Annotated in this window: 15 protein-coding genes; 13 read left to right on the forward strand and 2 right to left on the reverse strand. The window is 33.7% G+C overall.

The annotated features are described in order from the left end of the window. Nucleotides 1–3 precede the first annotated feature (3 nt). The 10 genes from nirD (at nucleotide 4) to CD155_RS00235 (ending at nucleotide 11,659) form a co-directional block, all read left to right on the forward strand. Nucleotides 4–318 carry a nitrite reductase small subunit NirD gene (gene nirD, locus CD155_RS00190; RefSeq protein WP_002444050.1) on the forward strand — a complete coding sequence of 105 codons (315 nt, stop codon included), beginning with the start codon at nucleotides 4–6 and terminating at the stop codon, nucleotides 316–318. Next, nucleotides 309–1,253, forward strand: a complete 945-nt coding sequence (cobA, locus tag CD155_RS00195; protein ID WP_002444048.1) for a uroporphyrinogen-III C-methyltransferase — start codon at nucleotides 309–311, stop codon at nucleotides 1,251–1,253. The genes nirD and cobA overlap by 10 nt, the downstream gene beginning before the upstream one ends. Before the next feature lie 217 nt (nucleotides 1,254–1,470). Next, nucleotides 1,471–5,154: a nitrate reductase subunit alpha gene (locus CD155_RS00200; RefSeq protein ID WP_103212211.1), complete on the forward strand. Its 3,684-nt coding sequence runs from the start codon at nucleotides 1,471–1,473 to the stop codon at nucleotides 5,152–5,154. Then, nucleotides 5,144–6,697 (forward strand): nitrate reductase subunit beta, encoded by a 1,554-nt coding sequence (narH, locus tag CD155_RS00205; protein ID WP_103212212.1) that lies wholly within the window; start codon nucleotides 5,144–5,146, stop codon nucleotides 6,695–6,697. The genes CD155_RS00200 and narH overlap by 11 nt, the downstream gene beginning before the upstream one ends. Then, nucleotides 6,675–7,265 carry a nitrate reductase molybdenum cofactor assembly chaperone gene (narJ, locus tag CD155_RS00210; protein WP_172605864.1) on the forward strand — a complete coding sequence of 197 codons (591 nt, stop codon included), beginning with the start codon at nucleotides 6,675–6,677 and terminating at the stop codon, nucleotides 7,263–7,265. Before narH ends, narJ begins: the two co-directional genes overlap by 23 nt. Next, complete coding sequence (narI, locus tag CD155_RS00215; RefSeq protein ID WP_002444041.1) at nucleotides 7,258–7,935, forward strand: respiratory nitrate reductase subunit gamma; 678 nt, start codon at nucleotides 7,258–7,260, stop codon at nucleotides 7,933–7,935. The genes narJ and narI overlap by 8 nt, the downstream gene beginning before the upstream one ends. Nucleotides 7,936–7,954: 19 nt before the next feature. Beyond that, nucleotides 7,955–8,407, forward strand: a complete 453-nt coding sequence (gene nreA / locus CD155_RS00220) for a nitrate respiration regulation accessory nitrate sensor NreA (protein WP_103212214.1) — start codon at nucleotides 7,955–7,957, stop codon at nucleotides 8,405–8,407. Nucleotides 8,408–8,416: 9 nt separating this feature from the next. Continuing rightward, nucleotides 8,417–9,451, forward strand: a complete 1,035-nt coding sequence (locus tag CD155_RS00225; protein ID WP_037541634.1) for a sensor histidine kinase — start codon at nucleotides 8,417–8,419, stop codon at nucleotides 9,449–9,451. A 19-nt stretch (nucleotides 9,452–9,470) separates the two neighbouring features. Further along, entirely contained in the window at nucleotides 9,471–10,127 is a 657-nt protein-coding gene (nreC, locus tag CD155_RS00230) for a nitrate respiration regulation response regulator NreC (protein ID WP_103212215.1), read from the forward strand. A gap of 356 nt (nucleotides 10,128–10,483) precedes the next feature. Then, the gene (locus CD155_RS00235) at nucleotides 10,484–11,659 is read left to right on the forward strand and encodes a nitrate/nitrite transporter (RefSeq protein WP_103212216.1); all 1,176 of its coding nucleotides are present in this window, start codon (nucleotides 10,484–10,486) and stop codon (nucleotides 11,657–11,659) included. A gap of 103 nt (nucleotides 11,660–11,762) precedes the next feature. Here the strand turns inward: CD155_RS00235 and CD155_RS00240 are convergent, their stop codons facing one another. After that, a complete protein-coding gene (locus CD155_RS00240; RefSeq protein ID WP_103212217.1) occupies nucleotides 11,763–12,179 on the reverse strand; it encodes an Hsp20/alpha crystallin family protein in 417 nt (138 codons plus the stop codon). Between the two features lie 289 nt (nucleotides 12,180–12,468). Then, nucleotides 12,469–12,915, reverse strand: coding sequence for a MarR family winged helix-turn-helix transcriptional regulator (locus tag CD155_RS00245; RefSeq protein WP_002444029.1), 447 nt, complete (start codon nucleotides 12,913–12,915; stop codon nucleotides 12,469–12,471). A 164-nt stretch (nucleotides 12,916–13,079) separates the two neighbouring features. On the opposite strand from CD155_RS00245, the gene CD155_RS00250 reads away from it, so the two are divergent. The 3 genes from CD155_RS00250 (at nucleotide 13,080) to CD155_RS00260 (ending at nucleotide 15,655) form a co-directional block, all read left to right on the forward strand. After that, nucleotides 13,080–13,709: a nitroreductase family protein gene (locus tag CD155_RS00250; RefSeq protein WP_070830245.1), complete on the forward strand. Its 630-nt coding sequence runs from the start codon at nucleotides 13,080–13,082 to the stop codon at nucleotides 13,707–13,709. A 120-nt stretch (nucleotides 13,710–13,829) separates the two neighbouring features. Beyond that, nucleotides 13,830–14,195: a DUF3139 domain-containing protein gene (locus tag CD155_RS00255; protein ID WP_103212218.1), complete on the forward strand. Its 366-nt coding sequence runs from the start codon at nucleotides 13,830–13,832 to the stop codon at nucleotides 14,193–14,195. Nucleotides 14,196–14,374: 179 nt separating this feature from the next. Continuing rightward, the gene (locus tag CD155_RS00260) at nucleotides 14,375–15,655 is read left to right on the forward strand and encodes a cation:dicarboxylate symporter family transporter (RefSeq protein WP_002444023.1); all 1,281 of its coding nucleotides are present in this window, start codon (nucleotides 14,375–14,377) and stop codon (nucleotides 15,653–15,655) included. Nucleotides 15,656–15,797: the final 142 nt, after the last annotated feature.

Genomic DNA, 15,797 nt, shown 5'->3' on the forward strand with positions numbered 1-15,797 from the left:
TAAATGAAAGCAATGGAAAAGGTAAAAGTCACTACTATAGACGCGTTAACGCCTCTTATAGGTAAAAAGGTTATCGTAAACGAAAAAGAAATCGGCATCTTCTTAACTGAAGATGGAAAGGTTCACGCTGTAAGTAATATATGTCCGCATAAACAAGGGCCATTGTCAGAAGGAACAGTGAGTGGAAAGTATGTGTATTGTCCGTTGCATGACCAAAAAATAGATTTGGATTCAGGAGAAGTTCAAGAGCCTGATACAGGATGTGTGAGCACATATCAAGTTGAAGTGATTGATGGAGATGTCTATCTATGTCTGTAGATTCAATGGGCAAGGTTTACCTGGTCGGAGCAGGCCCTGGAAATCCTAATTTACTAACCAAAAAAGCAGAAAAATTAATTAGAGCCGCTGATGTGATTCTCTATGATCGCTTAGTTAACCCATTGATTTTACAATATGCACCTCCACATACTGAAATGATTGATGTAGGCAAGAAACCTTATTTCAAACATATTCAACAAGACGAAATAAATATGAAAATGGTTCAAATGGCTAAAAAATATCATTGCGTTATCAGACTAAAAGGCGGTGATCCAGCAATATTTGGGCGAGTAACTGAAGAAATCACTACGCTTAAAGCGTATGGTATTGAACATGAGATTGTACCTGGAGTGACTTCAGCGAGTGCAGCAGTTGCATCATTAAATACTGGCTTAACAATGAGATCAATCGTACCAAGTGTCACTTTCTCAACAGGTCATTTTAAAGATTCGTCCAATCGAGAAACAGATATTCGTAATTTAATTAACGGTGGTACTTTGGCTATTTATATGGGAATTAAACGATTAGGTCATATTATTGAACAAATTACAGCTTACACAAACGAAGACTACCCTATAGCAATTGTATTTAATGCCACATGTTACAACCAACAGGTAGTGACAGGTTATTTAAGTACGATTGAAGAAACGTTAAGTCAAACTCATTTCGATGGACAACCAGGTATCTGCATTTTAGGTTCGTTAGTGAAATATATCGATCAATCCAATTTTAATATGGAGAAAATGGCTGAGGATGTAATGCCAACGTTATACCTTATTAAAGGTGATAAAGAACTGGCTTTAAGAAAAGCTGAAGAACTGTATGAAGAAGGGAAACAATGTTTATTAGATTATGATGAGCAATATCACCCATCACAACAAACCATTTATCAAAATTTAATCAATCAATATCATATTGAATATATTGAAGTTTAGAAGACGCTATCCTTCTTATTTTAATTTACTTTGCTAATGAAATGAGACCATGAATTCAATTTCGAATTCATGGTCTTTTTTAGGGATTAAACATGTTTAATTAGGCATTTCCCTAATATCTAAACTTTGTGAAAAAATATACAATCTATTTGAACGTAATAACAATGATAGGAATGTGAAAGTAGCAAATGCATTTGATAGTAGGAGGATATTATTGATGGGAAAATTTGGATTAAATTTCTTTAAACCGACTGAAAAGTTTAATGGAAATTGGTCGGTTTTAGAACATAAGAGTAGAGAATGGGAGAAAATGTATCGCGAAAGATGGAGTCATGACAAAGTTGTTCGTACAACGCATGGCGTCAACTGTACAGGTTCATGTTCATGGAAGGTGTTTGTGAAAAATGGTGTTATTACGTGGGAAAATCAACAAACTGATTATCCGAGTTGCGGACCGGACATGCCTGAATTTGAACCTAGAGGATGTCCGAGAGGGGCTTCATTTTCATGGTATGAATATAGTCCACTTAGAGTGAAATATCCATATATAAGAGGTAAATTATTGGATTTATGGACTGAAGCATTAGAGGAGAACAACGGTCATCGCATTGCTGCTTGGGCTTCGATCGTTGAAGATGAAGAGAAAGCTAAAATTTATAAGGAAGCTAGAGGTAAAGGTGGACATGTAAGAGCCAATTGGAAAGATGTCACCGATATTATTGCTGCGCAAATTCTTTACACAATTAAAAAAGATGGACCAGATCGAATCGCAGGCTTCACACCTATACCGGCAATGTCGATGATTAGTTATGCTTCAGGCGCTCGATTTATTAATTTATTAGGTGGAGAGATGCTTAGTTTCTATGATTGGTATGCAGACTTACCTCCTGCATCGCCACAAATTTGGGGAGAACAAACGGATGTACCAGAATCAAGTGACTGGTTTAATGCTGCTTACATTATTATGTGGGGCTCAAATGTACCGTTAACACGTACGCCTGATGCACATTTTATGACAGAAGTCAGATATAAAGGGACTAAAGTAATTTCAGTAGCACCTGATTATGCTGAGAATGTAAAGTTTGCTGACAATTGGTTGGCGCCTCATCCTGGTACTGATGCTGCTGTAGCTCAAGCGATGACGCATGTGATTTTACAAGAATTTTACGTTAATCAACCGAATAACATGTTTATAGATTACGCAAAACAATATACAGATATGCCTTTCATTATTATGTTGGACAAAGATGAAAAGGGTTATAAAGCTGGTAGATTCTTAAGAGAGGGCGACTTAGGAATTGAAAGTGAAAATAGTGAATGGAAACCAGTGATTAAAGATATGGTCAGACAACAGTTTGTCGTGCCAAATGGAACGATGGGACAACGTTGGGAAGAAGGTAAGAAATGGAACTTAAAATTAGAAACAGAAGATGGTACTCAAATTAATCCAGCTTTATCAATGACAGACGATGATTACGAATTACAGACAATTCAATTTCCTTATTTCGATAGTAATGGTGATGGGATATTTGAAAGACCTATACCGACTCAAACCATTCAATTAGCAAATGGTGAAGAAGTTTGTGTAACGACTGTTTATGATTTGATGACAAGTCAATATGGGATCCAACGCTTTAATCATGAATTAGAAGCACAATCATATGAAGACAGTACATCTAAACACACACCTGCGTGGCAAGAATCAATCACAGGCATCAAAAAAGAATTAGTCATTCAAGTAGCTAGAGAATTTGCTCAAAATGCTATCGATACGAATGGGCGTTCTATGATTATTATGGGTGCCGGTATTAATCATTGGTTTAATTCCGATACGATTTATCGTGCCATATTAAATTTAGTAATGTTATGTGGCTGTCAAGGCGTAAATGGAGGTGGTTGGGCGCACTATGTAGGTCAAGAAAAGTGTCGTCCAATAGAAGGTTGGAACACAATTGCATTTGCTAAAGACTGGCAAGGGCCACCACGTTTGCAAAATGGTACAAGTTGGTTCTACTTTGCAACAGATCAATGGAAATATGAGGAATCAAATGTAGATCAATTTAAATCTCCACTAGCCAAAAATATTAAACATCAACATCCTGCTGACTATAATGTAACGGCTGCACGATTAGGATGGCTTCCATCTTATCCTCAATTTAATAAGAATAGTCTTTTATTCGGTGAGGAAGCGAAAGAAGCTGGAGACAATTCAAATGAAGCCATTCTGAAAAGAGCGATAGATTCGGTTAAAAACAAGGAAACACAATTCGCAGTTGAAGATCCTGACTTAAGAAAGAATCATCCTAAAACACTCTTTGTTTGGAGATCTAATTTAATATCTAGTTCAGCTAAAGGGCAAGAATATTTCATGAAACATTTATTAGGTACGCGTTCAGGTTTAATGGCAGAACCTAATGAAGACGACAAACCATCAGAAATTAAATGGAGAGAAGACACAGTCGGCAAATTAGACTTGTTGGTGTCATTAGATTTTAGAATGACTGCCACACCACTATATTCTGACATTGTTTTACCAGCAGCTACTTGGTATGAAAAACATGACCTATCTTCAACTGACATGCATCCATTCATCCATCCATTTAATCCAGCCATTGATCCATTATGGGAATCACGTTCAGATTGGGATATCTATAAGACTTTGAGTAAAGCTATTTCAGAGATGGCTAAAGATTATTTGCCAGGAACATTTAAAGATGTTGTAACAACGCCTTTAGCACATGATTCTAAACAAGAAATCGGTACAGCATATGGAGTAGTCAAAGATTGGTCTAAAGGAGAAGTGGAAGGTATACCAGGTAAAACAATGCCTAATTTCTCTATTGTAGAACGTGATTATACTCAAATTTACAATAAATATGTCACAGTTGGTCCTTTATTAGAAAAGGCCAAAGTTGGGGCACATGGTGTAAGTTTTAGTGTTTCTGAACAATACGAAGAATTAAAAAGTATGGTAGGAACTTGGAATGCTGATAACGACAATTCAATACGACATGGTAAACCACGTATTGATACAGCTAGAAAGGTAGCTGATGTGATTTTAAATATTTCTTCGGCTACAAATGGACAGTTATCTCAAAAATCTTATGAAGATTTAGAGAATCAAACTGGTATGAAATTAAAAGATATTTCAGAAGCACGTACGTCTGAAAAAATATCGTTTTTAAATATTACATCACAACCTAGAGAAGTTATTCCTACGGCAGTCTTCCCAGGTTCAAATAAAAATGGACGACGTTATTCACCTTTTACAACCAATATTGAAAGACTTGTACCTTTTAGAACCTTAACTGGCAGACAAAGTTATTATTTAGACCATGAAATATTCCAACAATTTGGCGAAAGCCTGCCTATTTATAAACCAACTTTACCACCTATGGTATTTGGTACACGTGATAAAAAGGTTAAAGGCGGACAAGACGCCTTAGTGCTTAGATATTTAACGCCTCATGGCAAATGGAATATCCACTCAACATATCAAGATAATGAACGCATGCTTACTTTATTTAGAGGTGGACCTGTCGTTTGGATTTCTAATGAAGACGCAGAAGCGCATGATATAAAAGATAATGATTGGTTAGAAGTCTATAACCGAAATGGTGTGGTTACTGCAAGAGCAGTTACATCACATCGCATGCCAAGAGGCACAATGTTTATGTATCATGCTCAAGATAAACACATTGAAACACCAGGATCAGAAATTACTGATACACGAGGTGGTTCACATAATGCACCAACAAGAATTCACTTAAAACCAACGCAACTGGTTGGAGGATATGCTCAAATAAGCTATCACTTTAATTATTATGGACCAATCGGAAATCAAAGGGATGTTTATGTGGCGGTAAGAAAGATGAAAGAGGTGAATTGGCTTGAAGATTAAAGCTCAAATAGCGATGGTCTTAAATTTAGATAAATGTATTGGTTGTCATACGTGTAGTGTTACATGTAAGAATACATGGACAAATAGACCTGGTGCGGAATATATGTGGTTCAATAATGTAGAAACTAAGCCAGGTGTGGGATATCCAAAACGCTGGGAAGATCAAAGTCATTATAAAGGTGGCTGGATTCTAAATAAAAAAGGGAAACTCGAATTAAAGTCTGGTAATAGATGGTCAAAAATTGCATTAGGAAAGATCTTTTACAATCCTGATATGCCGCTCATCAAAGATTATTATGAACCTTGGACATATAACTATGAACATTTGACAACTGCAAAAGAAGGTAAGCACTCACCAGTCGCTAAGGCGCATTCACTGATTTCTGGCGATAAATTAGATTTAGAATGGGGACCAAACTGGGAGGATGACTTAGCAGGGGCTCATGTCACAGGTCCAAAGGATCCAAATATTCAACAAATTGAAGAAGATATTAAGTTCCAGTTTGATGAGACATTTATGATGTATCTGCCGAGATTATGTGAACACTGTCTTAATCCAAGTTGTGTTGCATCATGTCCTTCAGGCGCTATGTACAAAAGGGATGAAGATGGTATCGTATTAGTCGATCAAGACGCGTGTCGAGGCTGGCGTTATTGTATGACTGGTTGTCCTTATAAAAAAGTTTACTTCAACTGGAAAACGAATAAAGCTGAAAAATGTACATTTTGTTTTCCTAGAATAGAAGCAGGTATGCCAACAGTTTGTTCAGAAACGTGTACAGGTAGAATGAGATATTTAGGCGTTCTATTATATGATGCTGATCGCGTTCAAGAAGCGGCCTCTGCAGTGGATCAAAAAGATTTATATGAAAAACAATTAGATTTATTCTTAGATCCATTTGATGAAGAAGTAATCGCTGAGGCTGAGCGACAAGGATTAAGTCATGAATGGATTAATGCAGCTCAAAATTCTCCAGTATATAAACTCGCTGTAGAATATAAAATGGCATTTCCATTACACCCAGAATTTAGAACAATGCCTATGGTTTGGTACTGCCCACCTTTAAGTCCGATTATGAGTTATTTCGAAGGTCAAAACGCAGGACAAAATCCAGATATGATTTTTCCTGCGATCGAAGAAATGCGTTTACCTATTGAATATTTAGCAAATCTATTAACTGCAGGGGATACGGCACCTGTCAAACAAGGCTTACAAAAAATGGCTATGATGAGAAGTTATATGAGAGCAAAAGTGACTCAACAACCGTTTGATTATTCTAAACTTGAACGCTTAGGTTTAACAGAAAGCCAATTAAACGATATGTATCGATTATTGGGAATCGCTAAGTATGAAGATCGATTTGTTGTTCCGTCATCACATAAAGAAACGTATTTGGACACTTATAAAGCTCAAGGAAGTCAAGGGTATGGTGGAGAATACTTTGGCGCTAATTGTGAAGGCTGTGGCGTCGCAGTAGGTTCTGGTAAAACAGGACAAGAGATTTATAATGATAATTTCTATGGAGGGATTTTCCGTGATTAATCTTCAGAAATTACATCTTTTTCAAGAAAGCTTAGGTTATCTAGGACAACAAATTAATTTTCCGGAGAAACTTACCTTTCATCCAACAACATTCGAAGAAACCATTACACAGTCGCACCCAGGTTATGAAGAATTAAGTCATTATCGAAATGTAATGATGCAATATTCTTTATCTGAAATCAAAGCTATCTATACGGATACTTTTGATTTTAGTAAAAATTATCCTTTATACATGACATATAATAAATTTGATACTCAGAAAGAACGCGGACAAATGTTAGCTAAGTTGAAAGTATTGTATGAAATGTTTGGACTTAAAATGGTAGATAACGAGTTGTCAGATTACCTACCATTGATGCTTCAATTCTTACAAATTGCCGATTGGGAGAATGATGACCGAGCACAGGAAAACTTGCAATTAATTATTATGATTATTGAAGATGGAACTTACGAAATGGCTAATGAACTTGCTAAAAATAATAACCCTTATGCGTATGTAATTAAAGCTTTAAGAAAGACTTTAAAAGCGTGTATCGAGTCGCCTAGAGAGGTGGAAAGCCATGCTTAATCAATTTATTTGGATTATCTATCCGTATTTGTGTTTAACTATTTTCATTATTGGACATTTAGCACGCTATAAATATGATCAATTTTCTTGGACGGCGAAATCCAGCGAATTAATTGAAAAGAAACAATTAAAATGGGGCAGTTTATTGTTTCATTTAGGTGTTATTCCAGTATTCTTTGGGCATGTGGTAGGTTTATTGGTACCTGCAAATTGGCTTGAAGCGGTTGGAGTTAATAATCATATTTATCATATTGGTGCGGTATATATAGGAAGTATTTTTGGTATAATAACATTATTAGGTATGATGTTACTTACGTTAAGAAGACTTACAATCAAAAATGTAAGACGTTTAAGTTCTTTTTCAGACATATTCGTTAATATTCTTCTGTGTATCATATTGATAATGGGTTGCTATTCAACTATTTTTACGAATGCAGTCCAACCTGATTTTGACTATCGCCAAACCATAGCCATTTGGTTTAGACATTTATTTATGTTTTCACCTAATGCTGACCTTATGTTAAATGTACCGTTATCTTTTAAAGTTCATATCTTATTAGGATTCACAATATTTGCATTATGGCCATTTACGAGATTGGTTCATGTGTGGAGTGTCCCGCTTTCATATATGAATAGAAGATATATTATTTATCGGAAAAATAAAGTTTAATGAAGAGGGGATGGGTAAGTTGAAACCAGAATCTTTATTACACAACAAAAGTCTACAAGATAATTTAGATCGATTGAGAAAGAACGAAGGTTATGATTTTGGTGTAATTGCGATGTATGAACATTATCATAGATCTTCTCCTATTAAATGGAAATATGTATCAGGAAATACGAATGAACGGTACAAACTTATCATTTTAAGAAAGGGCAGAGGCTTAGCTGGTACTGTTATGAAAACAGGGAAACGTATGGTTATTGCAGATGTAGATATGGCATTAACTCAAGCCGAGAAAATAAAGTTTCCCATCATCTTGAATGAAGCACTAACAGCAGTAGTAGCAGTACCATTATGGCTTGATGAACAAATGTATGGTGTATTATTGTTAGGTCAACGAAATCATCAACCTCTTCCACAGACATTAGAACAACTTGATATACAAAGCCAAATTGGATTTTTTACAGAAATGAATTAGGTGATAACCATGCAAAGTAAACTAGAAGGCAGTATTGAAGCACTATTGCATAAGTACTACGATGCGACGACTGAAAAGATTGTCTTTGTGAATCATCTCGGTAAAATTATAGCGATGAATGACGCCGCTAGCGATATTTTATCTGAAGAAGATAATTATAATGCGATGACTCATGCAATTTGCAATCGTTGTGAAGGATATTCTAATGAATATGATATTCAATCTTGTGAGAATTGTTTTTTAGAAGAAAATCAACTACAGAAATCAAATTTCCAAGTATTTATGAAGACGAAAGATAATAAAGTAGAACCTTTTACGGCTACGTATCAAACGATTGATTCAGACAGAGGGATTAGTGCGTTTACTTTACAAAATGTCTCTCCTCAAATTGAGAGACAAGAAAAAATGTATCAACAAAAGATGTTGCATAAATCGATACAAGCACAAGAAAATGAACGCAAAAGAATTTCACGTGAACTTCATGATAGTGTGATTCAAGAAATGTTAAATATTGATGTTGAACTGCGACTTTTAAAATATAAATATCAAGATGAAAATTTAGTAGACAGTGCACAGCATATTGAGGGTTTAGTATCGCAACTCATTGATGACATTAGAAATCTATCAGTCGAATTGAGACCCTCCTCATTGGATGATTTAGGTATTGAGGCTGCTTTTAATTCTTATTTCAAACAGTTTGAAGAGAATTATGGTATTCAAATTAATTATCAATCTAATATCAAAGGTATGCGTTTTGATAATGAGGTTGAAACGGTGGTATATCGTGTGATTCAAGAAGCTGTATTAAATTCATTAAAATATGCTGAAGTAAACGAAATAGAAGTGAATATTAATAAAAGTGACAATAGATTACTAGCTGAAGTTGTAGATCGTGGAAAGGGTTTCAATATTGAGGATAAGCCTAAAGGATCAGGGTTGGGCTTTTACGGCATGAAAGAACGTGCTGAATTAGTTAATGGAAATATTAACATTGAATCTCATATTAACAAGGGAACCATCGTAACGTTAGATATACCTATATAAAAATCTTGGGGGAATTAATGTGAAGATTGTTATAGCAGATGACCATGCTGTAGTAAGGACTGGATTCTCAATGATATTAAACTATCAAGAAGATATGGAAGTTGTAGCAACTGCAGCAGATGGTGTGGAAGCATATCAAAAGGTCTTAGAGTATAGACCCGATGTTTTAATATTAGATATAAGTATGCCACCTGGCGAATCAGGTTTAGTCGCTACAAGCAAAATTTCTGAAAGCTTCCCAGAGACAAAAATTTTAATTTTAACAATGTATGATGATGAAGAATATTTGTTTCATGTACTGAAAAGTGGTGCGAAAGGTTATATTTTGAAAAATGCGCCTGATGAACAGTTAATATTGGCTGTGAGAACGGTATATAGAGGGGAAACATATATTGATATGAAATTAACCACTTCTTTAGTTAATGAATTTATTAATCAATCTAACCAAGAAGAAGTTAATTATTCATCAGACCCATTTAAAGTTTTGTCTAAACGAGAACTTGAAATCTTGCCTTTAATTGCCAAAGGATACGGTAATAAAGAAATCGCTGAAAAGTTATTTGTGTCTGTAAAGACGGTCGAAGCACATAAAACGCATATAATGAATAAATTAAATCTTAAAAGTAAACCAGAACTTGTTGAATATGCGTTGAAAAAGAAATTGCTTGAGTTTTAAATGAGTAGAACGCTCACTTTTAAGAATATAACAAACCAAAAATAGCTATGAGAAATCGATAACGGTTTTTCATAGCTATTTTTGTATTTAAAGGCTGAGTCGCGACTTTAAAGAGAGGAAACTCATCTCTACGTTCAGCACATTAATAACTCAATTTATTATAGGGAAAAAGAAGCTCTAAATCAGGGGAAATCCTTATGTTCATTTTTTCACAATCATCTTAAAATTAAATTGTAATTAGTACTGTGTCTATATCACTTATTCGCTTTTAACGACTTTTAATTTTGACCTCTTATCAGATGATAGGCGCGGTACTAATATTTGTTTACTATAAATCTTATGAAGGTGAAAACAACATGAAAAAAGGAGTTTATCAGCTTACATTACAAACGCTAAGTTTAATAGTTGGATTTATGGCATGGAGTATTATTTCTCCATTGATGCCGTTTATAACTCAAGATATTCAAATTTCGGCTAGCCAAGTATCTGTGATTTTAGCTATTCCGGTCATTTTAGGATCAGTTTTGCGTGTACCATTTGGTTATCTTACAAATATAATTGGTGCTAAATGGGTATTTTTTAGCAGTTTTATTATTTTGCTATTTCCTATATTCTTTTTGGGACAAGCACAAAGTACGACAATGCTTATGGTATGTGGCTTCTTCTTAGGAGTAGGTGGTGCAATCTTTTCAGTAGGTGTAACGGCTTTACCAAAATATTTCTCTAAAGATAAAGTAGGACTAGCTAACGGTATATACGGAATGGGAAATATAGGAACAGCGATCTCATCTTTTTGTGCACCTGTTCTTGCTGGTTTAATAGGTTGGCAAAGTACAGTAAGAAGTTACTTAATTATTATCGGTTTATTTGCAGTATTAATGTTCTTATTGGGAGATAATAAAGAAGCGAAAGTTAAAGTACCTTTAATGTCACAAATGAAAGTGTTATCGAAAAATTATAAATTATATTATTTAAGTTTGTGGTATTTTATTACGTTTGGTGCTTTTGTTGCATTTGGTCTATTTTTACCGAATTATTTAGTTCATCATTTTGAAATTGATAAAGTAGATGCGGGTATTCGTTCAGGAGTATTTATTGCACTTGCAACATTCTTAAGACCACTTGGTGGGGTGTTAGGGGATAAATTTAATGCAGTAAAAATGCTTATCATAGACTTTATGTTCCTGATTATAGGAGGCATGATTTTAAGTTTATTTGATGGTATGATTCACTTCACAATTGGTTGCTTAGCGATAAGTATTTGTGCGGGTATTGGTAATGGTCTTGTCTTTAAATTAGTTCCATCATATTTCTCAAAAGAAGCTGGCTCAGCTAATGGTATCGTGTCAATGATGGGAGGACTAGGTGGTTTCTTCCCACCTTTAGTCATCACGTTTGTGACTGGTTTAACAGGATCTAGTCATCTTGCCTTTGGATTACTTGTGTTATTCGCATTGATTGCGTTAATGACAATGATTCATTTATATAAAAAGGAAAACATCTCTAACATTTCAACGATATACGACAAATAGCTAATATATGACAAATTAATTTTACTATTTGTTTAAAATACGATTGCTTAAGCATATACATTATAACCCTCAATTCTAGATAGAGTTGAGGGTTAAATTTTATTTATTGAATTGCAATCGTTGTCGCTTTCTCGTCTTCATCGATGACTTTAGGCAATGTAACGTATAAAACGCCCTCTGCATGGTTAGCAGTAATCGCTTCTTTATTAATGTCATCGAACTTAAAATGTCTTTCTAATTCACCAGTTGAACGTTCGTTTAACTGTATTTTTTGGCTTTCATTTTTAAGCTTTTTATTGGCTTTAATCAATAATATATTTTGTTCAAATTTGAGTGAAATATCTTCCTTACTTACGCCAGGTAATTCTGCCTCTACGATATATGCCTCGTCTGTGTCATAAATATTTGTAGGGAAGGCGCTTGATGAAAATTGATTATAGACTTGTTTGCCTATGTCTTTAAACAATTCGCTAGGATCATTTTTGAAAAAATTATTATTAAAGAACTCATTACTATTCATTATACTCCACCCCTTAAAAAGTGTTAGATAATCAATTGACGATAGGACACCTAAATTTCAACTTCATTATATAAATTGAGTTGAAATAGGTAAAGCAAGAACACTTTTAAAAAAGAGGTATTTATATAAGTTTAGTAGGGATTATGAGTAAAAAAATATTTGGTTCGTACGAGAGAATAAGACAAAAGCTTACTATACATACTGTTGTTATTAAGTTGTGCCGTTTATGCCGAAGTTGAATGTGTCAAAGATTTTCAAAAAGTCTACTTTTGTCTCTTCTCTGCTAGTATTACTTTTCTAGATTTTTATCAAAATTTTTAGAAACAAAATTTTGTAAGTTCGCAATTAATTCTTTAGCTTCATCTTGATTGATATTAAATTCACTATAAACTTTCATCGAGATATCTGATAAAGTCTTTTTTATTTCTTTACCTCGTTCTGTTAGTGAAATTTGGAGATTACGTTCATCTTTCTCTTCACGGCTTCGAACGACATAGTTTTTCTTTTCAAGCTTTTTCAATAAGGGGGTCAGTGTTCCCGAGTCTAGAAATACTCGTTCACCAAGTTTTTTAATATTAAGTTTCTCATCATCTTCGATCGCCATTAGTACTATGTAACCTGTGTAGGTAAGTTCATACTCTTTAAGGTAATTCGTGTACTTCTTAATGATTTCTTTGGACGAAACATAAAATAAAAAACATAATTGTTTACTTAAATAACTATTCTCTACATACATTAAATCTCTCCTTGTTAAAGTAACAATATTATGAAGTGTATGACTTGTCAAGTGCTGATTTCATCACTATAATCAAATTGTTTTAAATTAAATTTAGGGTGCAATTGAATCAAATTTATTTGATTGTAAAACTCAAACGAATATAGAAAAAGGGGAATTGAGATATGAGCAGAATAAATGATTTTAATGAAATACTTAATGAAAGAAAATCGGTAAAGGTATTTGACAGTGACTATAAAATTCCACATGAAGAAATGGATGAAATCATAACTAAAGCTACAAAGGCACCTTCTTCAGTTAATATGCAACCATGGAGAATTGTCGTTGTTGATAGTGATGAAGGTAAAGCTAAACTTAAAGATGCATTTGGATTTAATTCAAGACAACTGACGACATCATCAGCAATGATTATTATATTTGGTGATTTGCAAAATTATGAAAAAGCGGAACAAATTTATAGTGATGCTGTAGACCAACAACACATGACTGAAGAAATCAAAACGCAAATGTTAGAATGGATTCTTCCTTATTACAAAGGACTTTCAAAAGAAGGTATGAAAGATATTGTAAATATCGATAGTAGTTTAATGGCAATGCAATTCATGCTCACAGCTAAAGCTTATGGATATGATACAAATCCAATTGGTGGTTTTGATAAAGAAAATATTGCTGAAATTATCGGTTACGACTCAGAAAGATATATACCTGTGTTAGCAATTGCTATTGGTAAAAAAGCTCAAGAAGCACATAGCTCTGTTAGATTACCTGTTCATGAAATTAGAGAATATTTATAATATGAGTTTGCTATTGATGAAGTAAGATGAGAACATTTTGTTACAATATGAATGAATCTCTTTAACAACAATCATAATTAGTTCATACTTAACAAGATAAGTATAAAAGGAGTTTCTATCATGAGTAGAAAACAGGTTATTTTTAGAATTATAATTATATTAATCATTTCTCTTATTTTAGCTGTTGTATTTTTCTTTGGGCTAAAAACTTATCAAGGTCATAAAAATATTGAACTTATGGATAGCTATATTAAAGAACACCATCTTCAAGATAAAATCAAAAAACAAGAGACTTTATATAGTGCGAAAAAAGGAATGTATTATAAACAAATTGTTTATAAAGACGAACGCAATGTGACTTATGTACTTCAACCGATAAGTACGAATAAAGGTATTTTCTCTGAAGGTTTTGATAGTGAAACTAAGAAAAGTATCAAAAAAGCTAAACATAGTGATTTCGATAAAAATTATAAACCCTCTAAATAAGTTGATTTTATGACACACGATTTCAAATAAACGTTGGAATCGTGTGTTTTTTACAATATTTATTGTTTTTTCATGCGGAACTTTAAAAGTTTTATTCATTATCCAAGTTAAAATTTATGTAGATATTTTAATTTTATCTGATATAATTAGGTGATGTCAGATGAAGGGGAGTTTGCATTATGGCTCTATTCAAGAGAAAAATAAGTTTACCAACGCAAGTTATTATTGCATTGGTACTAGGTGTCATCGCGGGGCTTTTATTATTTGGACAAGATAATGTAGCAAATTACATTAAGCCATTTGGTGACATTTTCTTAAATTTAATTAAAATGATTATTATCCCGATTGTATTCTGTGCATTAGCCTTATCTATTTCGAATTTAGGGGATTCAAAAAAGGTAGGAAGCTATGGATGGAAGGCAATCCTTTACTTTGAAATTATAACAACAGTCGCTATAGGGTTAGGGATTATCATAGGTAACTTGTTCAAACCAGGTTCAGGTTTAGATCCTGATAAATTACCTAAAGGCGATATTTCTAAATATCAATCTTCAGCACAATCAGCTGAACAAGCTACAACATACGGTAATCATTTAATTGATACTATCGTAAATATTGTGCCTACTAATTTATTTGAATCTTTAGCAAAAGGTGATTTATTACCAATCATCTTCTTCGCTGTTTTCTTCGGCTTAGGGTTAGCTGCTATTGGTGAAAAGGCAGAACCTGTTAAAGGTTTCTTAAATGGTACATTAGAAGCAGTATTTTGGATGATTAATAAAATTTTAAAACTCGCTCCTATTGGAGTATTTGCATTTATATGTACTACTGTTATGACATTTGGCGCATCAGCTTTAATTCCGTTGTTAAAATTATTAGTTGTAGTTGTTTTTGCAATGATCTTCTTTGTGGTAGTTGTATTAGGCATCGTTGCAAGAATGGTTGGAGTAAGTATCTTCTCAATCATGAAGATTTTAAAAAGCGAGTTGTTGCTTGCATTTTCAACTTCAAGTTCAGAAGCAGTACTACCAGTTATTATGAAGAAAATGGAAAAATTTGGTGCACCAAAAGATGTGACATCATTTGTTATTCCGATTGGTTATTCATTTAACTTAGACGGTTCAGCATTATATCAATCTATCGCAGCATTATTTGTGGCTCAAATGTTTGATATTCATTTATCATTAACACAACAAATCGTGTTGATGGCTACTTTAATGATCGCTTCAAAAGGTATGGCTGGCGTGCCTGGTGTATCTATTGTAGTTTTATTAACAACACTAGGTTCTATGCATTTACCAGCACAAGGTCTTGCATTAATTATCGGAATTGACCGTTTATTAGACATGGTTCGTACATGTGTTAACGTGATGGGTAACGCATTATCAACAATTGTTATTTCTAAATGGGAAAATGTTTACGATAAAGAAAAAGGCCAAGAGTACCTTAAAACACTATAAAAATTTATATCTGACATTTTTAGCGAATCTTAAAACTTTAGTTTTTAGATTCGCTTATGCATTTGTCCAAAGACAAATGTATACATAAGGAAACTTTAGTTTTTAGATTTCCTAAAAAAAGACCTTGAAATGAAACAGATTC

The sequence above is a fragment of the Staphylococcus caprae genome (assembly GCF_002902725.1).
Lineage (GTDB): Bacteria > Bacillota > Bacilli > Staphylococcales > Staphylococcaceae > Staphylococcus > Staphylococcus caprae.